General features: G+C 61.9%; 27 protein-coding genes. 14 read left to right on the forward strand and 13 right to left on the reverse strand.

The genetic code is table 11. The features are described from left to right. Window positions 1-16: 16 nt before the first annotated feature. The 4 genes from AC07OO_RS08350 to AC07OO_RS08365 all read left to right on the forward strand — a co-directional run bounded on the left by AC07OO_RS08350 (window position 17) and on the right by AC07OO_RS08365 (window position 3,799). Window positions 17-787, forward strand: a complete 771-nt coding sequence (locus tag AC07OO_RS08350) for a substrate-binding periplasmic protein (protein WP_495081582.1) — start codon at window positions 17-19, stop codon at window positions 785-787. 76 nt (window positions 788-863) lie between these two features. Beyond that, window positions 864-1,628: a substrate-binding periplasmic protein gene (locus tag AC07OO_RS08355; RefSeq protein ID WP_495081583.1), complete on the forward strand. Its 765-nt coding sequence runs from the start codon at window positions 864-866 to the stop codon at window positions 1,626-1,628. Between the two features lie 87 nt (window positions 1,629-1,715). Beyond that, window positions 1,716-3,224 (forward strand): glycoside hydrolase family 13 protein, encoded by a 1,509-nt coding sequence (locus AC07OO_RS08360; RefSeq protein ID WP_495081584.1) that lies wholly within the window; start codon window positions 1,716-1,718, stop codon window positions 3,222-3,224. Continuing rightward, window positions 3,221-3,799 (forward strand): hypothetical protein, encoded by a 579-nt coding sequence (locus AC07OO_RS08365; protein WP_495081585.1) that lies wholly within the window; start codon window positions 3,221-3,223, stop codon window positions 3,797-3,799. Before AC07OO_RS08360 ends, AC07OO_RS08365 begins: the two co-directional genes overlap by 4 nt. 34 nt (window positions 3,800-3,833) lie before the next feature. Here the strand turns inward: AC07OO_RS08365 and AC07OO_RS08370 are convergent, their stop codons facing one another. The 7 genes from AC07OO_RS08370 to AC07OO_RS08400 all read right to left on the reverse strand — a co-directional run bounded on the left by AC07OO_RS08370 (window position 3,834) and on the right by AC07OO_RS08400 (window position 11,564). Then, window positions 3,834-4,673 carry a putative outer membrane beta-barrel protein gene (locus AC07OO_RS08370; RefSeq protein ID WP_495081586.1) on the reverse strand — a complete coding sequence of 280 codons (840 nt, stop codon included), beginning with the start codon at window positions 4,671-4,673 and terminating at the stop codon, window positions 3,834-3,836. Between the two features lie 131 nt (window positions 4,674-4,804). Further along, window positions 4,805-5,380 (reverse strand): GNAT family N-acetyltransferase, encoded by a 576-nt coding sequence (locus AC07OO_RS08375; RefSeq protein ID WP_495081587.1) that lies wholly within the window; start codon window positions 5,378-5,380, stop codon window positions 4,805-4,807. Window positions 5,381-5,760: 380 nt separating this feature from the next. Beyond that, window positions 5,761-7,248, reverse strand: coding sequence for a dGTP triphosphohydrolase (gene dgt / locus AC07OO_RS08380; RefSeq protein ID WP_495081588.1), 1,488 nt, complete (start codon window positions 7,246-7,248; stop codon window positions 5,761-5,763). A 133-nt stretch (window positions 7,249-7,381) separates the two neighbouring features. After that, the gene (locus AC07OO_RS08385) at window positions 7,382-7,552 is read right to left on the reverse strand and encodes a hypothetical protein (protein ID WP_495081589.1); all 171 of its coding nucleotides are present in this window, start codon (window positions 7,550-7,552) and stop codon (window positions 7,382-7,384) included. Window positions 7,553-8,358: 806 nt separating this feature from the next. Next, window positions 8,359-9,969 carry an L-aspartate oxidase gene (gene nadB, locus AC07OO_RS08390; protein ID WP_495081590.1) on the reverse strand — a complete coding sequence of 537 codons (1,611 nt, stop codon included), beginning with the start codon at window positions 9,967-9,969 and terminating at the stop codon, window positions 8,359-8,361. 88 nt (window positions 9,970-10,057) lie between these two features. Further along, on the reverse strand, window positions 10,058-11,248 hold the full coding sequence (locus AC07OO_RS08395; RefSeq protein WP_495081591.1) for a dipeptidase: 1,191 nt from the start codon (window positions 11,246-11,248) through the stop codon (window positions 10,058-10,060). After that, on the reverse strand, window positions 11,241-11,564 hold the full coding sequence (locus AC07OO_RS08400) for a hypothetical protein (RefSeq protein ID WP_495081592.1): 324 nt from the start codon (window positions 11,562-11,564) through the stop codon (window positions 11,241-11,243). Before AC07OO_RS08400 ends, AC07OO_RS08395 begins: the two co-directional genes overlap by 8 nt. A 197-nt stretch (window positions 11,565-11,761) precedes the next feature. Between AC07OO_RS08400 and AC07OO_RS08405 the strand changes: the two genes are divergently transcribed. From AC07OO_RS08405 to AC07OO_RS08430, 6 genes are all read left to right on the forward strand, one after another. Further along, window positions 11,762-13,255, forward strand: coding sequence for an AMP nucleosidase (locus tag AC07OO_RS08405; RefSeq protein WP_495081593.1), 1,494 nt, complete (start codon window positions 11,762-11,764; stop codon window positions 13,253-13,255). Between the two features lie 81 nt (window positions 13,256-13,336). Beyond that, window positions 13,337-13,798 (forward strand): hypothetical protein, encoded by a 462-nt coding sequence (locus AC07OO_RS08410; protein ID WP_495081594.1) that lies wholly within the window; start codon window positions 13,337-13,339, stop codon window positions 13,796-13,798. 62 nt (window positions 13,799-13,860) lie between these two features. Continuing rightward, a complete protein-coding gene (locus AC07OO_RS08415; RefSeq protein ID WP_495081793.1) occupies window positions 13,861-14,775 on the forward strand; it encodes an ATP-binding cassette domain-containing protein in 915 nt (304 codons plus the stop codon). Further along, a complete protein-coding gene (locus tag AC07OO_RS08420) occupies window positions 14,775-15,578 on the forward strand; it encodes an ABC transporter permease (RefSeq protein ID WP_495081595.1) in 804 nt (267 codons plus the stop codon). Before AC07OO_RS08415 ends, AC07OO_RS08420 begins: the two co-directional genes overlap by 1 nt. Beyond that, window positions 15,575-16,102: a hypothetical protein gene (locus AC07OO_RS08425; RefSeq protein ID WP_495081596.1), complete on the forward strand. Its 528-nt coding sequence runs from the start codon at window positions 15,575-15,577 to the stop codon at window positions 16,100-16,102. Before AC07OO_RS08420 ends, AC07OO_RS08425 begins: the two co-directional genes overlap by 4 nt. Next, window positions 16,099-17,439, forward strand: coding sequence for a GAF domain-containing protein (locus AC07OO_RS08430; RefSeq protein ID WP_495081597.1), 1,341 nt, complete (start codon window positions 16,099-16,101; stop codon window positions 17,437-17,439). The genes AC07OO_RS08425 and AC07OO_RS08430 overlap by 4 nt, the downstream gene beginning before the upstream one ends. A gap of 5 nt (window positions 17,440-17,444) precedes the next feature. Here the strand turns inward: AC07OO_RS08430 and AC07OO_RS08435 are convergent, their stop codons facing one another. The 4 genes from AC07OO_RS08435 to AC07OO_RS08450 form a co-directional block, all read right to left on the reverse strand. Then, a complete protein-coding gene (locus tag AC07OO_RS08435; protein WP_495081598.1) occupies window positions 17,445-18,977 on the reverse strand; it encodes an RCC1 domain-containing protein in 1,533 nt (510 codons plus the stop codon). A 36-nt stretch (window positions 18,978-19,013) separates the two neighbouring features. Beyond that, window positions 19,014-19,400, reverse strand: coding sequence for a hypothetical protein (locus tag AC07OO_RS08440; RefSeq protein ID WP_495081599.1), 387 nt, complete (start codon window positions 19,398-19,400; stop codon window positions 19,014-19,016). 15 nt (window positions 19,401-19,415) lie between these two features. Next, window positions 19,416-20,153, reverse strand: coding sequence for a hemerythrin domain-containing protein (locus AC07OO_RS08445; protein WP_495081600.1), 738 nt, complete (start codon window positions 20,151-20,153; stop codon window positions 19,416-19,418). 197 nt (window positions 20,154-20,350) lie between these two features. Further along, window positions 20,351-21,967 (reverse strand): GMC family oxidoreductase, encoded by a 1,617-nt coding sequence (locus tag AC07OO_RS08450; RefSeq protein WP_495081601.1) that lies wholly within the window; start codon window positions 21,965-21,967, stop codon window positions 20,351-20,353. Between the two features lie 159 nt (window positions 21,968-22,126). Here AC07OO_RS08450 and AC07OO_RS08455 point away from each other — a divergent pair, with 159 nt between their 5' ends. The 4 genes from AC07OO_RS08455 to AC07OO_RS08470 all read left to right on the forward strand — a co-directional run bounded on the left by AC07OO_RS08455 (window position 22,127) and on the right by AC07OO_RS08470 (window position 24,803). Next, the gene (locus AC07OO_RS08455) at window positions 22,127-22,603 is read left to right on the forward strand and encodes a MarR family winged helix-turn-helix transcriptional regulator (protein ID WP_495081602.1); all 477 of its coding nucleotides are present in this window, start codon (window positions 22,127-22,129) and stop codon (window positions 22,601-22,603) included. Between the two features lie 22 nt (window positions 22,604-22,625). Then, window positions 22,626-23,306, forward strand: a complete 681-nt coding sequence (locus AC07OO_RS08460) for a hypothetical protein (protein WP_495081603.1) — start codon at window positions 22,626-22,628, stop codon at window positions 23,304-23,306. Between the two features lie 67 nt (window positions 23,307-23,373). After that, on the forward strand, window positions 23,374-23,802 hold the full coding sequence (locus tag AC07OO_RS08465; protein ID WP_495081604.1) for an organic hydroperoxide resistance protein: 429 nt from the start codon (window positions 23,374-23,376) through the stop codon (window positions 23,800-23,802). A 248-nt stretch (window positions 23,803-24,050) separates the two neighbouring features. Next, entirely contained in the window at window positions 24,051-24,803 is a 753-nt protein-coding gene (locus AC07OO_RS08470; RefSeq protein WP_495081605.1) for a substrate-binding periplasmic protein, read from the forward strand. A gap of 27 nt (window positions 24,804-24,830) precedes the next feature. Here the strand turns inward: AC07OO_RS08470 and AC07OO_RS08475 are convergent, their stop codons facing one another. After that, window positions 24,831-25,676, reverse strand: coding sequence for a DUF2059 domain-containing protein (locus AC07OO_RS08475; RefSeq protein ID WP_495081606.1), 846 nt, complete (start codon window positions 25,674-25,676; stop codon window positions 24,831-24,833). Between the two features lie 46 nt (window positions 25,677-25,722). Further along, a complete protein-coding gene (locus tag AC07OO_RS08480) occupies window positions 25,723-26,214 on the reverse strand; it encodes a GNAT family N-acetyltransferase (protein WP_495081607.1) in 492 nt (163 codons plus the stop codon).

A 26,214-nucleotide genomic window follows, 5' to 3' on the forward strand; every position in this document is an offset into this window, starting at 1 on the left:
GCCGATACTCCCTTTCTTGAAACCCCTTGCCCAAACCCTGCTGGGGCCGCTGGCGGCGCTGCTGCTGTGCCACACCATTTGCATAAGGCACGCCCACGCGGACCCCACCACACTGCCGGCCTACACACTGGACTACCCGCCCCTGGTCATCGTGGACCACGGCCAGGCCAACGACCAGGGTTTGGCAACGCGGGTATTGCGCAACGCCGCCCAACGAGCCGGAGTGAAACTCGACATCCAGATCATGCCCTGGGTGCGCGCACAAAAAACCACGCTGGAAGGCTCGGGCGAACTGCTGTACCCGGTCATCCGCACGGCGGCACGCGAACCTCTATACGAGTGGATAGGCCCGGTGGCCCGCGTTGACTACCAGCTGTTCCGCAAACGCGGCGCGCAGGCCGTGCCGGTGCCGGCCCGCATTGAAGACTTCCCCGCGCACCGAGTAGGTTTGGTGCGCGCCGACCCCGTCACCGCCATGCTGGCCGACCGCGGGCTCAAGGTGCGGGACGAGGCCACCAGCGTGCTGCAGCTGATCAAGATGCTGCTGGGCGACCGGATTGACTTCATCGCACTGACGCCCGAGGCCATGGCCTATGGGCTGAACTTGCTGGCGATGGACCCGCAGACCGTGGAACGGGTCAAGCCGCTGAACGTGCTGCTGACCGATGGCCTGGCCTACGTGGTGACGCGCAAGGGCATGGCATCCGATGCCAGCCGCAAGCTGCAGCGCAGCCTGGGTGAGATGCGGCGCGACGGCAGTTGGGACCGCGTGTACGACGGCCCATAGCGCGGCATACGCCCCTCGCGGGCGACCATTGCATTGCATTGACGCGCGGGCTTCCCAGCCGGATACTGGTGGCATTGTGAAACCCCTTGCCACATTCCTGTTGCTGGCGCTGTTGTACGCCGGGCCCCAGGGCGTTGCCATGGCCCAATCTGCAGCCCTGCGCACGGCTGCCCAGGAGGGCTCGGCCCCCAAGTACCTGGATGGCGAAAGCCCCGCCAGCGGCCACTGCCCCGACATCTTTGCCGCGCTTGAAAAAGTGGACAAGGGCCTGCGCTTTGCGATCGACCCGCGCCCCACCCCAGTGAAACGCATCGAAGCCGAACTCAAGGACGGGCAGTTGGATGTGGTTTGCGCGCTGCTGGACACCCCGCTGCGCAAAGAGATTGCGGTCCGCATCACCACACCATTGTTCACAGTGCAGGAGCGCCTGGTGGGCCGCAAAGACGATAACGGCGCTATCCACTCCATGAAGGACCTGGCGCAATCGGGCGATCTGGTGGTCACGCAGTCCGGTGCCAGCTACGCGGCCGAACTGCGCCGCAATGGCGTGCAGGTCGTGGAGACGCCCGGCGGTAGCGTGGTGGCGTTGCGCAATGTAGCCAACAAGCGGGCACGCTTCTACTACACCAACGAGTTGACCGGTGCCCACTACATCAAGGCCGAAGGCCTGAGCGACCAATTGCGCCTGCACCCTGGCGTGCTGCAGTCCAGCCTGAGCTATATGTGGGCCAGCCGCAGCCTGGACGCCGCCACGGTGCGCCGCCTGGAGCAGGCCGTGGCCCAACTCAAACGCAGCGGCGAGTTGGACCGCATCTACCAGCGCTACCAAAAAGAACAGTAAGACCCACCCGGCTCGGCGGTGCAAGTTGATACTGGCTGGTAACCGGCCACCGACCGGAGACCGGTTTAGCTGCTAAGGTGTGCCCCCATGACAACGCCCCCTCCGCTAGACGCCTTCACCCGCCGCACCGCCAGCCAAGTGGTGTACCAGATCTTCCCCGAGCGCTTTGCCATTGGCGGTGGCCTCAGCAGCGCCCAGAAACTGACCGACCCTGCCTATGACCTGCCCGGCGCGCACAAGCGCGACTGGAACGACAGCACGCTGCAGCAGCCCTGGGGCCAGCAATTCTTTGGCGGCGACCTGAACGGCATTGCCGACAAACTGGACTACCTGACGGACCTGGGTGTGACCGGCATCTACCTGACACCCATCTTTGCATCGCCCAGCAACCACAAATACGACGCCACCGACTTCTTGCGCATCGACCCCATGTTTGGCGGTGAGGCTGCGCTCAAGCGCCTGACGGACGCGCTGCATGCGCGTCAGATGAGCCTGACGCTGGACGCGGTGCTGAACCATGTGTCGGACCAACATCCGTGGTTCCTGGCTGCCAAGGCCGGTGATGCCAGCAAACGCGACTGGTTCACGTGGCTGGGCGACGGCAGCTACGAATGCTGGCAAGACTTCACCAGCATGCCCGAACTGAACCTGGCCAATCCCGCGGTGCGCGATGCGCTGTACCGCAAGCCCGACAGCGTGGTACAGCACTGGCTGGCCCAGGGTGTGGACAACTGGCGCTTTGACGTGGCGCAGGACGTGGGCATACCGGTGGCGCAAGAGATGCGCGCCATCGTTGGTGAGCGCTTTCCCAGTGCCGGCCTGCTGGGCGAACTCAACGGTTTCTCCGGCGCCTGGTTCCAAGCCGGCGGCGGCTACCAGGGCATGATGAATTACTGGTACCGCACGGCCACGCTGGCCTGGCTAGCCGGAGACATTGACGCCGTACAAATGAACCATGCCCTGCGCGATGCGCGTGCCGACTATGGCCTGCCGGGCCTGCTGTGTTCGTGGAACATGCTGTCCAGCCACGACACACCGCGCCTGATCACCACCGTGGGCAGCGCCGAAAAGGCGCGCCTGGCCATGCTGATGCAGTTCACCATGCCCGGCGTACCCCTGGTCTATTACGGTGAAGAGATTGGCATGGAAGGCGGTGCCGACCCCGATTGCCGCCGCCCCATGCGTTGGAATGCTGCCGACTGGAACCCCATGCAGCGCGATTGGGTCCAACGCTTGATCACCCTGCGCCAGGCCAACCCGGCGCTGCAGTATGGCGATGTCAAAGTGCTGGGCGACAGGCTGACCGGCAGCAATGCACTGGTCTTCTTGCGCCATACCGATGTGCCCGGCGAGGCCGCGCTGGTCGTCATCAACCTCAGCGACCAGCCTCTGAATGCCTTGCTGCTACTGCCCTACTCACACTGGTACGACGGCGTGCCGTTGCAAGACGCACTGGGCGGCGCACCCGCTACCCGGGTGCAGGCCGCCAGCGTGCGCCTGGCCATCGCGCCGCACAGTGGCGCGGTCTACCAAGCGGTGGAGCCGCATAAGCACTACACTTTCTTCAAACCGCGCAACACCCTGACGCTGCTGTGACCGAAGAATTGCAACCCCCATCGCGCAATGACAAACGCCACAGCCACATTGGCATACGGCTGCAATACCGAAGCCATCCGGATGACAAATGGGCCTACCTGGAGGCACTGGAGTGGAATGCGGTGGGCTTCAATTTCTACCATGCCGATGACCTGCCCGGCACGGCATTGGAGTTGCGCCGCGGCCTGACCCGCTTTACCGGAACCATTGCCTGGCAATCGGTCAACACCAGCGACGACATCGTGCTGGCCACCGTGGTGAACCGGCTGCTGTATGCCCGCACGCAGGAGGTGGCCAACGCCAACCCACAACTGCAAACCCGCTTGCTCAAACTGCTGCGCGTACCGGGCATGGTGGACGACAAATTGAAAATCCTGGCTTCGCTAGGCCCCATGGTCAGCGTGGCCCAGATGGCCGAGCTGGTGGCCCAGCGCAAGCAGGATCACCCCATGTACCACTACGGCGTCAAGGTCCAATCCGAGGCCTGGGCGGGTATTGTGGAGAATGCGCTCAGCGTGTCGTCGGTGCTGGTGTCGCTGGATAAATTGTCGGGGGCCTTGGGCAAATCGTCTTAGGCGCTGCCAGCATTCGTTGCCCAAGCACTGGCTATCAGAATCGTGCCTTCAGAAAAACCGTTGGGCCGTTCATCTTCAAGTCCAGGCTTCCGTTGTTGTTGCCCTCGCCATTGATCTTGACCCGCGTCGCGCTGTATTCCGCACCGACACCGAAGTGCTGGGCGAAGTACCATTCGCCACCAACCGCCAGGTTGTAGATGTGCCCACTCAAATCCCCACCGCTCTTTTCGACGCCGGACAGGTCGGCATACAGGCGCACGGCAGGGGAGATCGCGTGGCGCCAGCCAAACTGCACCAATGGGGCCACTGCGTCCGTGCTGTAGCTGGCGTTCCCCGATCCCGACACATTGTTGTTGGCATTGCTCACCGCATTGCCCTCCACACCAAAGCGGATGCGGTAGTAGGCGACGCCAATGCCGACACCAAAGACATCCGCACCGTCGCCGACCCACCATCTGTACGACGCGTTCGCCAAATCCAGCCCCACGTTGGCATTGACGTTGCCCGTGAGCGCGAGGTTGTTGGGCTCGGCCGTGAACGACCGGTTGAAGGTGTCGGAGTACTGGCGGTAATACCCGTAGTAGTCCAGCGCAAAGCCTTGGCTGTGGCCCAGCAAAAAGTCGGCCTTCAAGCGCGGCACATGGATTTCGTGGGAAGAAACTTCGCCCGAGCTGGCTGAACCATAGGGCGTTTGGAGATTCAGATTGGCATTGGGACTGACCACATAGTCCCCAATGGAAATGCTGACGGAGTCCAGCGCTTCGGACGGCGCTGCATGTGCGGGCATCGAAGCGCCGCCCGACAGGGCCAGAAGCAGAAGGCCTGACGCAACCGCGGTACGGCGGATGGGATATTCAGACAGCGGCAGCGGCATGGCGTGTGGCTTTCGGGTGGTTGGAAGTCCGCCACTCTAGAACCCGCACTGATCAGGGTCTGTGCGATTGTGAACAAAACAAAGCAAGCACTAGGTTTGACGTGAGGAACGTCGCTGCGGTTCGAAGCAGGCTAGACCAGACTCCGACGAACAAACACCCGGCCCTCTGCGTCTGTGCGATGCACCTGAAATCCGGCGGTCAGGTACATGCTCAGCGGGCCGAAGTGGTTCTGCGCCTCGCTCGACGCTTCGGCCATTGGCATGGCCTCTGCGATTTGGAGGCCCTGTGCCTTCAGCCCCGCGCATGCTGCATGCAACAGAGCGGTGGCAACCCCCGAACGCCGATGGGGCTTGGCGATGACAAAGCATGTGATCTGACCCATTCGAGTGGCGTCTGGGTCTGGTTCATCTGCAAAGGAGTCCATCATTGTGCGAGGCGCTGCATTGCACCAGCCGACGGGCTTGCCGGCGCGGTAGGCGAGATAGCCCTCCATGCGGTTGTTGCAGATTCGATCACAGGCCGCGGCGCGGTTCTCTTGTACGGTTCGAGTCGCCCAATTGACCTTCGCATGATCCACGTACAGGAACTGACAGAAGCAGAAGCCCCATTTCGGATTGTCGGCAAAGGCCTCGCCGTCGAAGAACAGCAGGAAGTCCTGCATCAGCTCCGGGCAGAGCTTACGAATCTCAACGGGCGATTCGGTCATGCATCAACTCCAAGGGCGTCGTCGCGTCTAGTGACCCCCAACGACAACGGTTAGTGGCGGATCAGCGACGCTGTTGGCTGACAGCCGCTGGATTGATAGGATAGTGTCGCTTTGAGGCTAGGGGTGACAGCAAGGACTGGACCGCATCTACCAGCGATACGAAGAGACCAATGACGGTACGGAGCAAGGTTTGCTGAACGTTGCATCCAGGCGCCTCGCGCAAGGCGGGAAGGGATTTCTTTGGGGGAAATTCGGCACGCATCATCGGCTTCCAAATGTTTCGAAAGCTACCAAAGTAGCATCCAAATCAGATCTCGCTTGGAACGACTGAAGGTGACGTATGGGTCGACTGCCAAATTAAAAACCGGACGCCACCGTTCCTATAGGGGTTTAAATATGGATTGCCCATCAGAAAATAATCTCGTGTGGAGTTCTGCAGCATGTCCGTCCGTCAGTGTGGCGACATAGTCGCAAACAACGCGATTAGCTTGTTCTACGCCATCTTGCTTTGCTTTGGAATAATCCTCTTTCCACTCCTCGGGCAACAGCGCACCGTCACTCTTCACTAACGCTTCAAAGATCTGTGTCACAAGTTCGTGGCCTCTATGTTCTATTACGGCAAGGCGAGAAGACCTGATCACGAGTTCATAGTTAAGTCGCTTGAGCAGTTCTACTTCTATGAGTTTGTCTCGAGGAAGCCGAACAGTTGATAGCTGTGGAAATTGAGTGTTGGGAACAAATTCGACCGAGTGAATAAGCTCCCCAACTCTCCGGGACGTAAATTGAGTTCTAACCAAAGCAACTTTTGCCAGATCCTGATCATCATCATAGGCGAATACTCGGGATAAGACATTTTTAATATCACCGACATCATTCGAATGCAAATCGCCTTCGAAGCCTGATTGCTTGAGGACCTTTTCGGTTTGCCCTTTAACGTCTGTTAATAGCTGAAATATATTTGCAACAAATATTATTAACTCACTTGAGTGTTTCAATTTTTTAAATTGAGCTTCCTTGAGAACCTTGTTTACCTTTATAAGTACTTCATCCCGCATTTTTTCGTCACGCATTAGCTCAGATACGAGCCGGAGAGGGGTTGTGAATCCCGCATGAAGAGAATCTTCTAGATCATAAGTTGAATATGCAATATCATCAGCAAGATCCATAATTGCGCACTCAATGGTTTTGAGTTTTTCATTCTTTCCGACAAACCCTGGTGCGACATTAGCCTTGATCCTATTTACCAAATCTTGATCAATCGCATAGTATCCTTTTGTGGGCGCAGATATAGTGGTCCGCATATGTGGGATGCGATGGTCATATTTCAAAACTGAGGCTAAGGCTCTATACGTCAGGTCGAGACCATGCTCAGAAGTTACCCTATCGTCCTGTTCGCGCCTTATTAGTTTCTTTTCCGTTATTGCGAGTATTCGTAGTGTTTGTGCATTTCCTTCGAAACCACCAAATTGACGCATAAGTTGATCAAGCGCATGCTCTCCATTGTGACCAAATGGCGGATGGCCTAAGTCGTGCGCAAGGGCCGCGAACTGAACTAAATCGACATCTATCTCTGCCTTCTTTTGCCAGAGTGGTAAATCCTTTTTATTTAATCGCCGTGCAATTCCAACGGCAATTTGCGCTACCTCCAAGGAATGCGTGAGTCTATTGCGGAAGAAATCTGATTCGACGCTCGGAAACAGCTGAGTTTTTCCCTGCAATCGCCTGAATGATGCTGAGTGTAAGAGGCGAGCATAATCCTTTTGAAAGGGAGACCAACCACATTCGCGGTTTTCGTCTACGCCTTGGTTGCCACTTAGGCGGATTGTGTCACTTTTGATGTACAGCGGATTATTTTTTTGAATCGCCACCATAACTCCTAATATTCGCAAGCCTTACAGTTGATCATCAGTGCTGGTAATTTTAAGAATCCAAAATTTCAGATCAAAAAAAAAGAGTCGGGCTATCCGACTCTTTGTTTTTGATCTGCATCTAGATCAGGAATTAGCGAGATTTGCTTGCAGTTTTCTTTTGATGTGAAGACTGCTCAGGCTTAGTTTTATTCTGATGGTTTGTGGTTTTCACATCTCCTCCAAAAGCTGCAAAAATACGTTTTCCATCCTCAACTCTCTTGTGGAACATATATTCAAACTCAAGAGGTTTTTTCACCGTCATGGCATATCCTTCTCATTAATGAAACCAGCCGTGCGAGGCACCGTGCTCACTAGCGTCTTTGCCGCCATCCCCTTCGCGTTGAGAGGCATTCCCAGTAGGCAGCCACACCTGAGTGCACTTTGGGACATTTCTTCATCAGGTTCTCCCGGGTAGGCGTACCAAGAAGCAAGCTTACCGCCGCAGTATTGCTACTTTGCAAGTTTAGCTTAGCCATTACGATGCCGTATGTCAACGACAGATATAGCTTGCAATGTGATTGATCAGCTTTTCGTCAGTTTTCGGCGAACACCCCGCCATCGTGTCACTAATATGAGTAAGACGTACGACAAGCCCAAATAAGCCGCGAATAGCTTGTCACTGCACTTTCTACGAACGCTGTGGTTGAAACGAGTCCTCGCTCCTAAACACAAGTAGATTTCGCAAATGGGTGAACGCAGTCATGGAGCGCTACTTGGAAAACGTTGCAAAAACGTGCTGAAGGAATACATAAAGGGTAGAGTTTGCGCCCTGCTATCGCTACCCGTTTGACCACGTACCTAGATGTCCGCAGTTTCACCAAACGCATATTCCCTTCATTCGCCACCCGACTTGGCGGATCGGACGTCCATCATCGGCCATGACTCACGGTTGCAATAGAGCGAGCGCCCCTCCTATGAGGTTAGCAAAAGAACGCTTGCAAACCCGGACACAGACGCTTGCGACTTACGGCCGGGGAACGGAATCTGCACGCCCGCATATATCTGGGCGAACTACATGTGAGTGCAACACCAGCGGCTATAGCTACAAGAGCTGCAACCAGTCCGAACTTAATCCGGAATTAAAGTAGTCGGAACCGCCTTGTCCATCATCTCAGGATAGTCCCGGCTGAAGTGCAGCCCCCGGCTCTCATGCCGCGAATGCGCCGAGCGCACGATCAGCTCGGCCACCTGCACCAGATTGCGCAGCTCCAGCAGGTCGCGCGTGACGTGGAAGTGCGCATAGAACTCCTGGATCTCACCCTGCAACAACGCGATGCGGTGTGAGGCGCGCTCCAGGCGCTTGTTGGTGCGCACAATGCCCACGTAATCCCACATGAAACGGCGCAGTTCGTCCCAGTTGTGGGAGATGACCACGGCCTCGTCGGCGTCGGTCACGCGGCTGTCGTCCCAGGCGGGCAGCGCCGGCGGCGGCGCCAGCGGCGTGGCCAGAATGTGGGTGGTGGCGGCGCGGGCGAACACCATGCACTCCACCAGCGAGTTGCTGGCCAGGCGGTTGGCGCCGTGCAGGCCGGTGTAGGCGGTCTCACCGATGGCGTGCAGGCCGGCAATGTCGGTGGCACCCATGAGGTCGGTGTGGATGCCGCCGCAGGTGTAGTGCGCGGCCGGCACCACGGGAATGGGTTGCTTGCTGATGTCAATGCCCAGTTCCAGGCAGCGGGCGTAGATGTTCGGAAAGTGCTCCAGGATAAAGGCCAGCGGCTGGTGCGAGATGTCCAGGTAGACGCAGTCGAAGCCGCCCTTCTTCATCTCGAAGTCGATGGCACGGGCCACCACGTCGCGCGGGGCCAGTTCGGCACGCTCGTCGTGCTGGGGCATGAAGCGGGTGCCATCGGGCAACAGCAAGCGCCCGCCTTCGCCGCGCACCGCCTCGGTGATCAAAAACGACTTGGCGTGGGGGTGGTAGAGGCAGGTGGGGTGGAACTGGATGAACTCCATGTTCGTGACCCGGCAGCCGGCGCGCCAGGCTGCGGCAATGCCATCGCCGGTGGCGGTGTCGGGGTTGGTGGTGTACAGATACACCTTGCCGGCGCCGCCGGTGGCCAGGATGGTGTGCGGGGCGCTGAAGGTGTGGACTTCGTCGGTGGCCTCGTCCAGCGCGTACAGACCCAGGCACTGGTTGTTGGTGGACCGCGGGGTATCGACTGCGTGCTCCAACTTGTTGCGGGTGATCAGGTCCACCAGCGTGTGGTTCTCGAACAGCGTGATATTGGGCGTGCGGCGCACGGTCTCGATCAGCGTCTTCTGCACTGCGGCACCGGTGGCGTCGGTCACATGGACGATGCGCCGGGCGCTGTGGCCGCCCTCGCGGGTCAGGTGCAAATGGCCGTCTTCTTCCGAGAACGGAACGCCCAGCTCGCGCAGCCAGGCAATGCTTTCGGGTGAATGCTCGACGACGAAGCGGGTGGCCTCGGGCTCGGACAGGCCGGCACCGGCCACCAGCGTGTCCTGCACATGCGAGTCAAAGCTGTCACCCTCGGCCAGCACGGCGGCAATACCGCCCTGGGCCCAGTTGCTGGAGCCGTCGCTCATGGCGCGTTTGGTCAGCACAGCCACGCGGTGCGTGGGCGCCAGGTGCAGGGCGGCCGACAGGCCGGCCAGGCCGCTGCCGACGATCAGGACGTCGAAATGGTGTTGCGTTGCGTGGGGAGTGGAAGTCATTCGATTGCTACTACATTTATAGCTGCATTCGCAGCATTCACGAGGGCTAGAGGCCAATATTGCGTATGGTGTCTATCCCAGAAACGGCCTAGACCGGTGGCAGGCTTTGCAGCAGCAGGCGCTGCACATTGCCACCCATGATGGCGCGGATATCGTCTGCGCTGAAGCCGGCCTGGATCAGGCCTTCGGTGAGCTGGGGTAAGCCCGTAACGTCAAACGGCGTGCGGGTGGCGCCATTGAAATCAGAGCCCAGGGCGACATGGCGCACGCCAATGGTGTCGACCGCGTAGCGTATGGCCTTGACGATGCTGGGCAGCGTGGGCTGGCACACCGCGCCCTCCCAGTAGCCAATGCCCACGACGCCACCGGCGGCGGCGATGCGCCTGAGGTGGTCGTCGCTGAGGTTACGCGGGCCGGGGCAGGTGCCGGCCACGCCGGTGTGCGACACGATTACAGGGCGTTTGGCCATGGCCAGCACGTCGTCGATCAGGGGTTTGGACGCATGGGCCAGATCGATCAGCATGCCACGGGCTTCGAGCTTGGCCACCACCTGGCGGCCAAAGGGGGTCAGGCCGCCCTTGTCCATGCCGTGGGCCGAGCCGCCGACCTCGTTGTCAAAAAAATGCGTGAGGCCGGTGATGCGAAAACCGGCGTCATACAGCCGGTCCACGTTCTCCAGCCCGCCCTCCAGCGGGTGCAGGCCCTCGGTGGCCAGCAGGGCAGCCACGCGCTGGTGGTCGGCGTCCCAGGCCTTGACGAAGGCGGCCATGTCCTGTTGGCTCTTGACCCAGACCAGGCGGCCACCGCTGTCCTGGGCGGCCTGGCCCAGTTTCTCGCTCTGGTACAGGGCGCGCTGCAAAAGGCTGCTCCAGGTGGCCACCGGCCAGCGCTGGGCCATGGCCAGCATCGTGATGCTGTCGGTGTCGGCGCTGTTGCGCTCGTAATTCATGCCCTTGGGGGTCTTGGTGACCGTGGCAAACACCTGCAGCGCCACATGGCCGTCCAGCAGGCGGGGCAGGTCGGAGTGGCCCCGGGTGTAGCGCTGCAGCAGGTCGCGGTTCCACAAGAGTGCATCGTCATGCAGGTCGGCCACAAACAGCGCCTGGTGGGTGGTGCCCGCCTGGGCGCTGGCCGGGTAGGGAGCCGGGTGGGTGACGGTGTTCATGCTGCCGTCCACGATGCTGGGCACCAAGAAGAGGACGCCGACCGCCACCGCCGCCAGCACCGCGATGCCGCCGAATACCAGCCTGCGCTTCACCGATATGCCTTTGTCACTCAATTTGGTGCAGCGAGGCCAGGTTGATCAGCGCGGACAACACCTCGGACTTGAAGCCGATCCGCTGATGGCCGTCCTGGTGGCCACCGCTCATGATGAGCTTTTGCAAGTATTCCACGCAGTCGCGGTGGCCCCAGAATTTCTCGATGGCCAGTGCGATACGCATGTGGTGCTGGGCGATCACGGCCATTTCATTGTCGATACGGGCTTGCAGCGGCCGCTCATGCAGGGGCATGGGGCGCGTCGGCAAGTCGTCTTCTTCCCACTGCAAGGAGGGGAAGCCGGTCTCGTGAAATCGTGAGTCGTTCGGATCTGGCACCGCAAAAGATTCCTGCGAAATGGATGGGCCAACAAGCCCTATTGTTCCAGAAGAGCCCCCTGCATGCCTGCCATATCGGCTAATGATTGCAAATTTATTAAATAGTTCGCACTCTACTCCACCATGCCCGGCCCTGGGGCGGACGCCCATCAACGCCCCGTCACAGATGCGGCAACAGAGCACGGCACAATAGGCCCATGTCAAACCTACCTCCCTTTATTGCCCCCGAACGGTTCACCGACGCCAAGGCGGCGCTGGCCCAGGTCACACGCATTTACGACGGCAGTATTGCCCACCTGCGCCAGGCCATGCAGCGCTTTGTGGGCGGCGACGATGGCACCGGCCACGTGCGCGCCTGCTACCCGCTGGTGCGCATCCACACCGACACGGTGTCGCGCAACTTCATCCCCGACAGCGCCCGCCTGAGCTACGGCTTTGTGGCCGGCCCCGGCCGCTTCGAGACCACGCTGACGCGGCCCGACCTGTACAGCGACTACTACCTGGACCAGTTCAACCTGCTGCTGCAAAACCACGGCGTGGAGCTGGAGGTGGGAACCAGCTCTCAGCCCATTCCCGTGCACTTCTCGTTTGCCGAGAATGACCACGTGGAAGGCAGCATGAGCGCTGCGCGGCGCACGCTGATGCGCGACGTGTTCGACCTGCCCGACCTGGCCGCCATGGACGACGGCATCGCCAACGGCACCTACCAGCCGCGCGCGGGTGAGCCGCAGCCCCTGGCGCTGTTCACCGCACCGCGGGTGGACTATTCTCTGCACCGCCTGCGCCACTACACCGGTACCGGGCCGGAGCATTTCCAGAACTTCGTGCTGTTCACCAACTACCAGTTTTACATCGACGAGTTCATCACGCTGGGCCATGCGGCCATGCAGGACCCCAATAGCGAGTACATCGCCTTTGTGGAACCGGGCAACATCGTCACCCGCCGGGTGGGATTGAGCGCCGAGGCGACCGACGCCCTGGGCAAGGAACTGCCCCGCATGCCACAGATGCCGGGCTACCACCTGGTGCGCGCCGACCGCGCCGGCATCACCATGGTCAATATCGGCGTGGGCCCGGCCAATGCCAAGAACATCACCGACCACATCGCCGTGCTACGGCCGCACGCCTGGATCATGCTGGGCCACTGCGCCGGCCTGCGCAACAGCCAGCAGCTGGGCGACTACGTGCTGGCCCACGGCTACGTACGCGAAGACCACGTGCTGGACGAAGAGTTGCCGCTGTGGGTGCCGATTCCCGCGCTGGCCGAGATCCAGGTCGCACTGGAGCAGGCTGTCGCCGATGTGACGCAGATCAAGGGCGCGGCGCTCAAAAGCATCATGCGCACCGGCACCGTGGCCAGCACCGACAACCGCAACTGGGAGCTGCTGCCCGACAACCAGCCCCAGCGCCGCTTCAGCCAAAGCCGTGCCGTCGCGCTGGACATGGAAAGCGCCACCATTGCCGCCAACGGCTTCCGCTTCCGCGTGCCCTACGGCACGCTCTTGTGCGTCAGCGACAAGCCGCTGCATGGTGAGATCAAGCTGCCCGGCATGGCCAACCACTTCTACCGCGAGCGAGTCGACCAGCATTTGCGCATCGGCATGCGCGCCGTGGAGCTGCTGCGTGCCCAGGGCGCCGAGCAGTTGCACAGCCGCAAACTGCGCAGTTTTCAGGAAGTTGCTTTCCAATAAGCGCGTAACAATGTGTTCCATACCGAGCAACAAAGGTGTAAGGTGCAGGCAGTGCATGCACCTACACCGCCATAGCGAACCATGAACGCAAGCAGACGCAAGCAAATTCGTTGGATAGTGGGTTTTCTCTTTCTGTTGATGGTCTATTTCATCTGGACCACTGACAAGATCACCATGCAGGGCGAGCGCACGATCTACACCGTCAACTGTGCCAATGGCGCCTGGGACGGCAAACGCTGCACCGGCGAGCTGGACGCCGGCCCCCGCTACCGCTACCGGGCGCTGCGCGCGCGCGGCGAGGTACTGTTCTGGGTGATAGGCGCCACGGAGCCCTCGTCCAAACTCACGGGCTGCACCATCCAGGACGGTCGCAACTGGAACTGTCCCATCACCGCAGACGCTGCCAAATCCATCACGCTGGCCCTGACCTCGGGCGACCCGCAGAGCAACGCCGCCTGGCCCACGCGGCCCTTTCACGCGGTGTCCAAGATGACCTGGATCTTTCTGAGCTGGGGCTGGAAGTTGACCAATGTCTGCAACTGAGGCGGCCTGAGACCGTGCAGCACGGGGCGCCCGCCACGGACGAAGACGCTCGGCCAGACGGCCTGTTGCTGTGCGCCCAGCACTTGCGCAAGCGCTATGGCGGCGTGGCCGTGGTCGACGACCTGTCCTTTGGTATTGGCGCGGGCGAATGCCTGGGCATCATCGGCCCCAACGGCGCCGGCAAGACCACCACCATCCGCATGTGCCTGGGTCTGACCGCCCCCGACGGCGGCAGCATACAAACCCTGGGCCTGACCATGCCGCAGGACGCGCTGGCCATCAAGGCCCAGTTGGGGGTGGTCAGCCAGATGGACACGCTGGACCCGGACTTCAGTTGCGCAGAGAACCTGCTGGTCTACGGCCGCTACTTCGGCATGAAAGACGCATTCATTCGCGCCCGCATACCGGCGCTGCTGGAATTCGCGTCGCTGAGCGCCAAGGCCAACGCCCGGCCCGGCGAGCTGTCGGGCGGCATGAAGCGGCGCCTGTCGCTGGCCCGCGCCCTGGTCAACGACCCCAAGCTTTTGATGCTGGACGAGCCCACTACCGGACTGGACCCCCAGGCACGCCACCTGATGTGGGAGCGCCTGCAGTTGCTGCTGCAGCAGGGCAAGTCCATCCTGCTGACCACCCACTTCATGGACGAGGCCGAGCGCCTGTGCAACCGCCTGCTGGTGCTGGACCACGGCAAGAAAATCGCAGAGGGCAAGCCACGCGACCTGATCGCGCAGCACCTGGAGCCTGACGTGGTGGAGGTCTATGGCATGGGCGCTCTGGCGCTGGCCGAAGGGCCCATGCGTGCACTGGCCGCGCGGGTCGAGGTCAGCGGCGAGACGGTATTCTTCTATACCGCCAATGCCGCCGCCCTGCTGCAGGCCCTGCAAGCCCAGCCCCACCTGCGCACACTGCACCGGCCAGCCAACCTGGAGGACCTGTTCCTCAAGCTCACCGGCCGCCAGATTCGGGAGGATGCCTAGTGAACATCTGGCGCCTGCCCCGTCTGTCCTGGCGTTTCTGGCCCGTGTTCCAGCGCAACCTGCTGGTCTGGCGCAAGCTGGCCCTGCCCAGCCTGGTGGGCAATATTGCAGAACCCTTGATTTGGCTCGTGGCCTTTGGTTACGGCATGGGCGCCCTGGTCGGCCAGATCACCGTGCCCGGCCCCACGGGCCCCACCACCGTGCCCTATATCCTGTTCCTGGCCAGCGGCTCCATTTGCATGAGCGCGATGCAGGCGGCCTCGTTCGAGGCGCTGTACTCCGCCTTCTCACGCATGCACATGCAAAAGACCTGGGACGGCATCATGAATGCTCCCGTGGGCCTGGACGACATCGTGCTGGCCGAAATGCTGTGGGCGGCCTTCAAGGCCTTGTTTACGGTCACGGCCATCATGGGTGTGATGCTGGTCCTGGGCATCAGCCACTCGCCCAAATTGCTGCTGGCCTGGCCGATTCTGTTTGGCGTGGGTATCACCTTCAGTTGCATTGCGCTCATCTTCAATGCGCTGGCCCATGGCTATGACTTCTTCACCTATTACTTCACGCTGTTTTTGACGCCCATGATGTTCTTGAGTGGCGTGTTCTTCCCGCTGGAGCAGTTGCCGACCATCGTGCAGGTGGTGGCCGACTGGTTGCCACTCAGCAATGCCGTGCAGTTGGTGCGGCCCCTGTTCATGGACCAATGGCCCAGCGGCGTGCTGCGGCATGTGGCGGTCTTGGCGGTGTATGCGGGTGTGTCGTTCTGGGTGGCGTTGGCCTTGACCCGCAGGCGGTTCAAAGCGTGAGCGCGCGGCCACCACAGCACCTACCGCAGCCCCAACTGTCGGCCGAGATGGTGGCCATGGTGCAATCCGGCGTGTCCACCATCGTCAGTTCCTGCGACGCCGCTCTGCGTCCCAGCATCATGCGGGCCATGGGTAGCACCATCACCGCCGACGGGCGCACGGTGACGGTCTACCTGGCGCGCAAGCAGTCCCGCCAGCTGCTGCAGGACATTGCAGCCAGCGGCTGCCTGTCCGTGGTATTTTCTCAGCCGTCCAACTACCGCACACTGCAGCTCAAGACCCGGCAGGTCCGCAGCCGTACCACCAACGCCGCCGACCACGCCCTGCTGAAGCGCTACCTGGTGGCTATGGAATGGGAACTGACGCAGGTCTATATTCCCCCGGTGTTGACGCGGGTCATGCTGGCCCACGACATCGACGACCTGGTCGCCGTGGAGTTTGAATTCCAGGAGGCATTCGACCAGACCCCGGGGCCCAATGCCGGCGCCCCCATTGCATCGGTGCGCACGGGCGGTGCGGCATGACGCGCCCCACGCTGAGCGAGATACGCCCCTGCCTGGAGGGTGTCATCCCGGCGGTCATTGCGACCGTGGCGGCCGATGGCACACCCAATGTGGCCTACATCTCGCAGGTCTTTTTTGTCGACGAGAGCCACGTGGCCCTGTCCTTCCAGTTCTTCAACAAGACGCGCGCCAACATCCTGGCCAACCCCTATGCCAACCTGCTGGTGCTGCATCCCCAGACGGTGCAGTTCTTTCGCCTGCACCTGCGCTACCTGCGCACCGAAACGCAAGGCCCCCTGTTTGAAGGTATGAAAGCCCAGCTGGCCGGCATTGCCTCGCATACCGGCATGTCCAACGTGTTCAAGTTGTTGGGCTCAGACGTCTACGCCGTGCAGGAGATCGAGGCCGTCGAAGGCTCGCCGCTGCCGGAGCAACCACCGCGCTACAGCATGCTCAATGCGGTGCGCCGCTGCAGTGAGCGCTTGTCGCGCAGCACATCGCTGGACGAAGTTCTCAACGCCGCACTGGCCACGCTGACCGATTTCATGGGCGTGCAGCATGCCATGGTGCTGATGCTGGACCCGGTAAGCCAGCGCCTGTACACCGTGGCCAGCTGCGGCTATGCCACGTCCGGTGTGGGCTCGGAGATAGACCTGGGCCACGGCGTGATCGGCGTGGCGGCACGCGAGCGCACACCGGTGCGCATCCAGCACATGGCCACGGCCTACCTGTACAGCAGCACCATACGCAGCAGCCTGCAGGCCAGTGCGCCCGACTTTGCACCGGACGTCGACATCCCCTACCCCGGCCTGCGCGAGCCGCACAGCCAGTTAGCCGTGCCTATCGTCTCGGCATCACGCCTGCTGGGCGTGGTGTTTGTGGAGAGTCCGCACGACATGCAGTTCGGCTTTGAAGACGAAGACGTGCTGGTGGCCATGGCCGGCCACCTGGGTGCGGCCATTGACCTGATGCAGTCTGTGGCCGAGCCCCAAGAGGTCGTAGCTGCAGAGCCGCCTGCACCCCTGGCACAAGGCTCTGCACTGCAGGTACGCCACTACCGCGCCAACGACAGCATCTTCATCGGCGACGACTACCTCATCAAGGGCGTGGCCGGCGCCATCTTCTGGAAGCTGGTGCGCAACTTCTCGGAGCAGGGGCGCACCGCCTTCAGCAACCGCGAGCTGCGCCTGGACCCCGACCTGGGCCTGCCCGATGTGACCGACAACCTGGAGGCGCGACTACTGCTATTGCAGCGTCGGCTCACGGAGCACGGTCCGCTGATCCGCATCGAGAAGACCGGGCGCGGACGCTTCCAGCTGGTCGTGCAGCGCCCACTGGAACTGCAGGACATGGCGTAGCGCGCTCAGTTCAACGTGTGAACGGTCTGGTAGCGGCCCGCGCGGAGCATTTCCGTGACGGCAGCCACATCGTCGCCCAGGCCATAGCCCACCAACAGCTGCACACCTTTCAGCCAAGCCAGGTTCTCACCAGAGGCAAGGCGCACAGGCACCGACCGCGGCAGCGGGCCAGACAGATAGGGTGGTATCGCGGCGACCGTGGTGTAGGGCACCCAGCCTTTGGAACCCAGAAAGAACAGGCCTGATCCCGTTTGTGCAGCCACATAGACGCGGCCTGTCTTGCCACGGTGCAACGTAGACACGGTGGCAGCGACGTCCACCGTGGCATTGCCCAGCGGGCCAGCCTGCGATCCGGCAAAGGTACCACCGGCTTCGCCCACCCGACCCGCATCGAATGGCGCGCCACCCATCTGCGTCACACGCACGGGCGTGGTGGACTTGCTGGCAGCGCCGGCGGCGAGATTGGTAGCCCTGCCCCACACCCACACACTGCCGTCCACCCCGATGGCTGCTGAGATGGCTGAGCCCGCAGCCGCGGCCACGGCGGGCGGCAGACCTGCGATGTGCGCAATCTTGGGCGCTTGGGTAGTAGGGTCTACCAGCGTGCCGTCGCCCAATTGTCCAGCGCTGTTGATGCCGCACGCATGGAGCACGCCGTCGGCATCGACAAACAGCGTGTGGCCGTCACCGGGCTCGATCTGGCTGATGCGCGCCAGGCCCTGGATGGGTGAGATGTCAATCAGCGGAAAAGACGAGGTACGTACCCCCGCCTGGCCGCAGAACGTGGCATTGGTGGACGCCTGACCCCAGGCCACCACCGAACCATCGTTCTTCAGCGCGTAGTACTGGCCTGCGATATTGATGGAGGTGGATGCGACGGCCTGCACCGAGGGCAGGGCATCGATGACGACGGGGGCCGTCGCAGTGCCCGCAACGGGCGCCAAAGCCCTGTTGCCGTTCGCCCCCCAGGCGAGCACCTTGCCGTCCTGGCGCAGCGACAGCACTGCTGCGTCCGACGCGCTCACCGCCACGGCACCATCGGCGCCGGCCACCAGACGGGGCACCGGATTGCCACCGGCGCTGGTTTGCCCGGTGCCCAATTGGGCGCTGCTGTTGCTGCCCCAGGCATAGACCCGGCCAGACGCGTCCGTGGCGAAGGCCGCAGCAGTATCGGTGCCGGCATTGATGCTGACGATGTTGGACAGGCCGCTGATCTGCACGGGCACCGCGGTGCCATTGCCACCGGTGCGACCACCGGAATTGTCACCCCAGGCCCAGACGCTGCCGTCGGCCTTGAGTGCCATGGAGAACGAGCCCCGCGCCACGACCTGCACCACATTCTCCAGCGTAGGGATCTGCGTGGGCACGGTGCGTGTGGTGGTGTTGCCCAGGCCCAATTGCCCGCTGCTGCCATAGCCCCAAGCCCAGACCGTGCCGTCGGCGCGCAGCACCAGGGCATGGTCGTAACCCAAGGACACGGCGGGCTGTACCGCTTGAGTGGGTGTGGCAAAGGCTGCACAGAGTGCAAGGACGCCCATGGTGGTGGTGTTTCGAAAATTCTTGTTCATCATCATTCAGACCCATTCGTTGCGTGTACGGAAAACCATGAAGCACATGGTGGCCGCGCCCAGCAGCACCGCTATCGAGGAGAGGCCCAGCAGGGGCTCCAGCACAGCCGGCGCGACAAAGCCGCCGTACAACAGGAACAAACCCGTGGACATGGCCAGCACACCAACCTGGTGGGCAATGAACTGCACCCAGGCCAACACCGGCTTGGCGGCGGGCAGCCACAGCTTGTAGACCACGCCATACACCATGGAGGTGATAAAGCCCACCAACAGGATGTGTGCATGGGTGACATGCTGGCCATGGTTTTGCGACGCCGCCATGTAGATACCCAGCCCCATGCCTGCCAGCGCGTAGCACAGCGCACAGAGAACTTGTTTTTTATCAAATCCCATCGTCTGCTCCCGCTCTCAAACCGTCACCAGGCCCGGCACCGGGGGCAGGCCCAACGCATGGCTGAGCTTGACCCATTCGGCCGGTGTCAGGTGCGGCTGCACCACGCCCAACGCGGCGGCAAAGGCCGGCGCCGGTGCATGGGCCTGCATGCCGCCCAACATGCCCGCCCGCTCGGCGGGGTTCATGGCCGGCACCAGCCAGCGCAGGCAGAACATCATCTCGGCGGGTGGAATGGATGCCACCAGCGCATCATGGATGGCGACCAGCTCGGCATCGGTGTAGCGGGCCCACAGCACGGCGTTGTGCGCGGTTTCCTCCATGTGCATGTGCTCGAAGTTCTCCGCCACAAACAGCGTCAGGCTCAGATACAGCTCCTGCGCCAGCGCCGCGGCACCGCTGGCTTCGCTGGCGCATAGAGCGGCTACCTGGCGCTGGAGGCTGCTGATGTGCGCCAGGTGCTCGTCATGCTCATGTGCAATGCGCGCGCTGGCGCCGGGCGCGCGCGCCTCCATCGCAGTGTGCACAAAGGTGTTTTCGTGCTCCAGATGGCTGGCGCAGAAGTCCAGCAACTGCAGCACCCGCTCGCCGACGGTGGCCCGTTCTTGCGGGTCTTGGGAGTCCATGCGCCCCACGGCCACCAAGGTGTCGGCCATCAAGGCACGCATGGCCTTGTGGATGCTGGCATACATGTCAAAGCGGGGGGTGGCCTGTGCGGCGGCCACGGCCTGGTTTTCCTGAGCAGTGTTATTCACGGTGTTCTTCTTTCCTGGGGTTCCTGGTGCCCACATAGGGCGTGGCCAGATGACGCCCTATGCGCCAGTGACCATGGAAAGAAGTCTAAAAATTAGCCGCCCCAGGCGTTGCTAAATATTGCCTACGAACTTGCTACGCAAACCCTCAGAATTTGCTAAAGAAACCTTAAGCGCCGCAAAGTGCGCGTTGCGCACACTCAAGCCACGGCCGCAGCGGCCTTGATCATGTCGGCCGCCTTCTCGGCAATCATGATGGTGGGGGCATTGGTATTGCCACTGACCACCTGGGGCATGATGGAAGCGTCCACCACGCGCAGGCCCTGCACGCCGTGCACGCGCAACTGGTGGTCCACCACGTCCAGCGCGCCCTGGCCCATGCGGCAGGTACCCACAGGGTGGTAGATGGTGTCGGCATAGTCGCGTATGAACTGTTCGATCTGCAAGTCGGTCTTGGCCTGGGCCGAGTGCGCCATCTCCTGGCCGCCCAGGCCGGCCAGTGCCGGCTGGCTCAGCAGTTCACGCATGATGCGCACGCCACGCACCAGACGCTCCATGTCGTCGCGCACACCCAGGAAGTTGGGGTCTATGACCGGGGCGGCCATCGGGTCCTTGCTGGCCAGGGTCACACTGCCCCGGCTCTGGGGACGCAGCAGACACACATGACAGGAGTAGCCGTGGCCAAATACCGTGGCCCGGCCGTGGTCCATCAACTTGCCGATGACGAAGTGGAACTGCAGGTCCGGCGTGCGTTCGCTGGGCTGGCTTTTGACAAACCCCCCGGCCTCGGCGAAGTTGGTCGTCAATGGACCGGTGCGGTATTTGCGCCACTCCAGCATGCCCTTGAGCACGTTCAACGAGCCGGTCACCGACAGGCCAAAGGTGTCCTTGAGCTTGGGTGCCCGCATGACCTGCACCACGTCCACATGGTCGTGCAGGTTCTGGCCCACACCCTCCAGGTCGTGCACGCAGGCAATGCCCTTTTCGACCAGGTGCTTGCGGGGGCCTATGCCCGACAGCATCAATATCTGTGGCGATTGCAGCGCCCCGGCGCACAACAGCACCTCGCGCGAGGCCCGCAGTTGCTTGGTTTCGCCCGCGTGCTCAAACTCCACGCCCACCGCACGTTTGCGCTCCATCAGGATGCGCGTGGTGTGGGCGCCGGTGAACACGCGCAGATTGGGCCGCTTGAGGCTGGGTGTGAGATACGCCTTGGCCGCGCTGCAGCGCTCACCGGCGCGGTGGGTCACCTGGTACATGCCCACGCCTTCCTGGCTGGCGCCATTGAAGTCGGTATTGTGCACATGGCCGGCCTGCTGGCCCGCCTCCACGAAGACGGGCCCCAGGCGGTTGGGACTGGTCAGGTCCATGACATGCAGGGGCCCTTCGATGCCGTGGAAGTCGTCGGGGCCACGCTGGTTGTCTTCAGCGCGCATGAAGTAAGGCAGCACATCCTTGTAGGACCAGCCCGGATTGCCTTGGGCTGCCCAGTTGTCATAGTCTTCACGTTGGCCGCGGATATAGACCATGGCGTTGACCGAGCTGGAGCCGCCCAGCACCTTGCCCCGCGGTTGGTAACCCTTGCGGCCATTGAGCCCTGGCTGCACCGTGGTCTCGAACGCCCAGTTGGCATCCCCGGTCTTGGCCAGCAGGGCCAGACCGGCAGGGCAATGGATCAGCACGCTTTTGTCCGCCGGGCCCGCCTCCAGCAAGGCCACATTGACGCCCAAGTTCTCGGTCAAACGGGCGGCCAGCACGCAACCCGCTGAGCCGCCACCAATGATGATGTAGTCGAAGGTCGCGTTTGCCAGATCCATGTCGTCATTCTTTCTGTCTGTCAAATAGGTGTGCCGTCCAACCTGCGGCACGCAAGCCACGATAGCCCAGGCCCCGTGGACTGCCAAGCCCCGGTTTACCCGAGGGGTATTTTGAAATTTCTATTGCACACAATTTAATTGCTCGCTACAATTCAGTCCATGCCTTCCAAAGCCCTTGCATCCAAACCCAACCCGGCCCTGTTGCTGGACAACCAGTTGTGTTTTGCGCTGTATTCGGCATCGCTGGCCATGACCAAGCTGTACAAGCCCATGCTGGACGACCTGGGCCTGACCTACCCTCAGTACCTGGTGATGCTGGTGCTATGGGAGGCCGATGGTCCTAGCGTCTCCGCCCTGGGCGAACGCCTGAACCTGGATTCCGGCACGCTGACCCCCCTGCTCAAGCGCATGGAGACCGCCGGCTGGCTGGTGCGCCAGCGCTCCAGTGCCGACGAACGCCGCGTGCATGTGTGGCTCAGCCCCACGGGCCAGCAGTTGCAGGCCCAGGCGGCCGCCATCCCAGCGTGCGTGCTGGCCCAGAGCGGCCAGTCGCTGAACGAGCTGGTCGCACTCACCCAGCAGGTCAAGGCGCTGCGCGATGCCGTGCAGGCACCGCTGACAGACGCCACCGCCTAAGCCCTTAGCCCTCAGAAACACCATGACCACACCACCCAGCCCCACCTCCACCCGCCAGCGCCGAGGCCTGCTGCGCACCCTGGGATCCCAAGCCCGCCTGGTCGCCACCGCCATGACACTGAGCCTGGGCCTGACCGCCTTCAGCCAGATGGCCGACGCGGCCACGGCCCTGGTCAAGGTCGATGACAGCAGCTTTCGCTGCATGCGCCAGATGACACCGGTGCGCCATTTCTTCGTCGACAGCCTGACCGGCGATTTGGCTGCCACACTGGCTGCGGCCAATGCACCCAAGGGCGCCGTCTACCCCGCGGGCTCGGTCGTGCAACTGGTGCCTACCGAGGTTATGGTCAAACGCGAGGCCGGCTTCAGCCCCGCCACCGGCGACTGGGAATTCTTTGAATTGGCGGTCGATGCCAGCGGCACCAAGATCGGCAAGCGCGGCTTTGCCGAAGTCAACAACCGCTTTGGCAAAAACTGCTTTGCCTGCCACGCGCCGGCCCGCGAGCCCTGGGACTTCGTTTGCGAGTCCGGCCACGGCTGCGACCCCATCCCCGTTGACCACAAGATGACAGGGGCCTTGCAACGCTCCGACCCCCGCTGCGGCCCTGCCGTACCAGAATCCGGCGACACGCTGGCGCTGCTGAAGCTGCGCACCCTGGTCGCCATTGGCAGCACCGTCGCATGGTTCAAGAATCTGTTTTAAGTACCACCACCTTCCGTTTTACCCACCCGCTCCTTGTTGGAGCACCAACCTAGAAAGCAGCACCACCATGGCAACCAAAGTTGAAAAAGTGATTTACCAAGCCCACGCCAAATCCACCGGCGGCCGTGACGGCACCACCCGCACATCGGACGGCCTGCTGGACCTGAAACTGGCTGTGCCAAAAGAAATGGGCGGCCCCGGCAATGGCGTCAACCCCGAGCAGCTGTTTGCCGCTGGCTACAGCGCCTGCTTCATCGGCGCAATGAAGTTTGTCGCCGGCACGCAAAAGATTGCACTGCCCGCCGACACCAGCATCGACGCCACCGTCGGCATCGGCCAGATCCCCCAAGGCTTTGGCATTGAAGTGCAACTGGCCGTCAGCATCCCCGGCATGGAGCGCGCAGCCGCCCAAGCCCTGGTGGACAAGGCCCACGCCGTGTGCCCCTACTCCAACGCCACCCGCGGCAACATCGAAGTGACGATCACCGTCGTCTAAGGCCCCCGCCGCATAGGCGGCGATGCCCAGCAGGCCCTTGAAAGCGCGCAAACAACCTAATTTGGGTTTTATGCGAAGCTTCAAGGGCCTTTTTACAGCGGCTTTAAAAGAATCAGGCCGTAGCCCTCGTCAAATATGAATGTAATGCTACATTTTTAGCAGCAAACCGGAAAACCAGCCACCGCCCCTTGCATTTCACCGACACAGGTTTAGCATAGCCCCAGGTGTACGCCGCACAGGAGGGGCCGATGAACCTGCGACTTGTCTCCATGCTGATCGTCTGGGCAGCCCTGGCCCTTGCGGCAGGCCCTGTGTTCGCCCAAAAAGTCTCCGTCGTGACCGAAGAGATGGCCCCTTACAACTTCGTCGACGAGAAGGACAAATCGGTCAAGGGCCTGTCCACCGAGCTGGTGCACGAAATCCTCAAGCGCGCCGCCATTGACTACCAGATCGAGATCTTCCCCTGGGCACGCTCCTACCGCATGGCGCAGGAGACACCCAACGTCGCCATCTACTCCATGGGCCGCAATGAAGAGCGGGAGAAGATGTTCAAGTGGGTGGGCATCATCGTCAACCGCGAGGTGTTCATGTACAAGCTGCGAGGCCGGCCCGAGGTGCAGGCCGCCAGCCTTGCCGAACTCAAGTCCTACAAGCTGGGCGGCATACGCGAGGGCGCACGCACCATGTACCTGAGGAAGGAGGGCCTCGTGGTGGAAGAGGCTACCGACGACGCGAGCAACCTGAAGAAGCTGCAGACCCGGCGCATAGACGCCTTCCCCATCGACGAGCCCAACCTGGTCTACCTGGCAGAGCGCAATGGCATCGACTTCGACTCCATGGAGCGCCTGCTGAAGCTGGAGAAGATGTCGGGCGGGCTCTATATGGCGTTCAGCCTGAAGACGCCCGACGAGACGGTGGACAAGTGCCGTGCCGCGCTGGACGGCATGGTCAAGGACGGCACGTTTGCCAAAATCACGGCCCGGTGGCTGAAGAAGAGATAGGCTGCACCGGATAGCCGGGTAGCGCAATCACAAATTGGTCACGCCAGGTGGGGGAGGGGCCATACCTTGACCCAGCCGCTTGGCGGCGGTGGCCATGGATTTTTCCATGGCATCGTCCATAACCGCCATCAATGCTGTGCCCGACTTGGACGACAGGAATTTCACATACTGCGCCAAGTCCTTGTCGCTGGCGCCTTTGTAGGTCCGCGCAAAGTTGGACATCGCTTCCGCCAGAGAAGACTCCACCAGCTGCGGACGCTGGGCCTCCATGCTTTTACGCACCTCGTCGGCGGACGGCTTGGCCGGCTGTGGCATGGCATTGGCCAGACCTTGCAAGACCGCTACCGTGATCGAGATTTGCATGTTGGTCATGGAGTCGGCCGCATGCGTTGCTTTGGCGATCTGGTTGAGCAATTGCACCCGCTTGGCTGAGGCCTTGCTCAACGCCGCATTGCCGTCCACCACCGCCTGCTCACCAAACTGGGTCGACGCAGCCTCCTCCAGGCGGGTGATCTGGCGTCCTGCGGGCGTGTCATACCACTTCAGGGCATCCGCATTTTGGGCTTCGGTCACGTCGCGCGCCAAGACCTGCAGGGCAGCGTCCCGCACACGGGCAGCGGCAAAAGCATCATCGGCGACCTGCTGCAGGCGCAGCATGTCTTCCCTGTTCAACTGCGAACTTAGTGGGGACTGGGCGAAACCTGCCTTGACCGGCGCCGACAGTTCACCCAACTGCGTCCACATACCCGACTTGCGCATCAGCGTCTCGGCGGCTTGCGGTGAAATTTCCGCCATGACCGCCCCCTGCAGACCCAGCAACGCCAGGCAAACCCCAAGGCGCTGCAGTTTCTTCACCACCGTACGGAATGCCATATGAATCCTCCCTGTTGACTCGAATCCATGCATGGTAGTGCCTTGCTCAAGCCGGCCGGGCCGCACCCAGCGCCTTGAACATATTGATATTGGTCGTCACAAACCCCAGTTCGCGGTACAGCGCTTGCGCGCCGGTGTTGTGCCCGAACACATGCAGCGCAATGCCCGAGAGTCCGCGCTGGCTGGCCTCTGCCTCCAAGGCCGCGAACACGCGGCGGGCGTGGCCTTTGCGTTGGTGCGCGGGGTGGATGGCCACGTCGTACACATAGGCCACGCGCTCGGCGCCGCGTTGCACGGCGGCGAACCACAGCATGCCTATGCCGTCGGACCCGGTATCGGCATCGCGTACCGTGAACAAAAAGTTGTCCGGTGTGGCCAGGTCCTGGGGCAGCAGCTCCGCATACCCCTGGCGGGCCAGTTCCAGCGCCTGGTCTGGCGCCCACTGTCCCGACGCAACCTTGTCCTGTGCAAAGTCGGGAATCGCAGATGCCAGGTAAATAGCGTATTCGGATTCGCTCATGGCAGACAAGTGGGTCAT

This window comes from Rhodoferax sp. GW821-FHT07G04 (assembly GCF_059418585.1).

Bases quoted from the DNA above. Each gene is read 5' to 3' on its own strand.
- AC07OO_RS08360 (WP_495081584.1), top strand. From the start codon at position 1,716: ATGACAACGCCCCCTCCGCTAGACGCCTTCACCCGCCGCACCGCCAGC.
- AC07OO_RS08370 (WP_495081586.1), bottom strand. From the start codon at position 4,673: ATGCCGCTGCCGCTGTCTGAATATCCCATCCGCCGTACCGCGGTTGCG.
- AC07OO_RS08375 (WP_495081587.1), bottom strand. From the start codon at position 5,380: ATGACCGAATCGCCCGTTGAGATTCGTAAGCTCTGCCCGGAGCTGATG.
- AC07OO_RS08385 (WP_495081589.1), bottom strand. From the start codon at position 7,552: ATGACGGTGAAAAAACCTCTTGAGTTTGAATATATGTTCCACAAGAGA.
- nadB (WP_495081590.1), bottom strand. From the start codon at position 9,969: ATGACTTCCACTCCCCACGCAACGCAACACCATTTCGACGTCCTGATC.
- AC07OO_RS08405 (WP_495081593.1), top strand. From the start codon at position 11,762: ATGTCAAACCTACCTCCCTTTATTGCCCCCGAACGGTTCACCGACGCC.
- AC07OO_RS08410 (WP_495081594.1), top strand. From the start codon at position 13,337: ATGAACGCAAGCAGACGCAAGCAAATTCGTTGGATAGTGGGTTTTCTC.
- AC07OO_RS08430 (WP_495081597.1), top strand. From the start codon at position 16,099: ATGACGCGCCCCACGCTGAGCGAGATACGCCCCTGCCTGGAGGGTGTC.
- AC07OO_RS08435 (WP_495081598.1), bottom strand. From the start codon at position 18,977: ATGGGCGTCCTTGCACTCTGTGCAGCCTTTGCCACACCCACTCAAGCG.
- AC07OO_RS08440 (WP_495081599.1), bottom strand. From the start codon at position 19,400: ATGGGATTTGATAAAAAACAAGTTCTCTGTGCGCTGTGCTACGCGCTG.
- AC07OO_RS08450 (WP_495081601.1), bottom strand. From the start codon at position 21,967: ATGGATCTGGCAAACGCGACCTTCGACTACATCATCATTGGTGGCGGC.
- AC07OO_RS08455 (WP_495081602.1), top strand. From the start codon at position 22,127: ATGCCTTCCAAAGCCCTTGCATCCAAACCCAACCCGGCCCTGTTGCTG.
- AC07OO_RS08460 (WP_495081603.1), top strand. From the start codon at position 22,626: ATGACCACACCACCCAGCCCCACCTCCACCCGCCAGCGCCGAGGCCTG.
- AC07OO_RS08465 (WP_495081604.1), top strand. From the start codon at position 23,374: ATGGCAACCAAAGTTGAAAAAGTGATTTACCAAGCCCACGCCAAATCC.
- AC07OO_RS08470 (WP_495081605.1), top strand. From the start codon at position 24,051: ATGAACCTGCGACTTGTCTCCATGCTGATCGTCTGGGCAGCCCTGGCC.
- AC07OO_RS08475 (WP_495081606.1), bottom strand. From the start codon at position 25,676: ATGGCATTCCGTACGGTGGTGAAGAAACTGCAGCGCCTTGGGGTTTGC.
- AC07OO_RS08480 (WP_495081607.1), bottom strand. From the start codon at position 26,214: ATGACCCACTTGTCTGCCATGAGCGAATCCGAATACGCTATTTACCTG.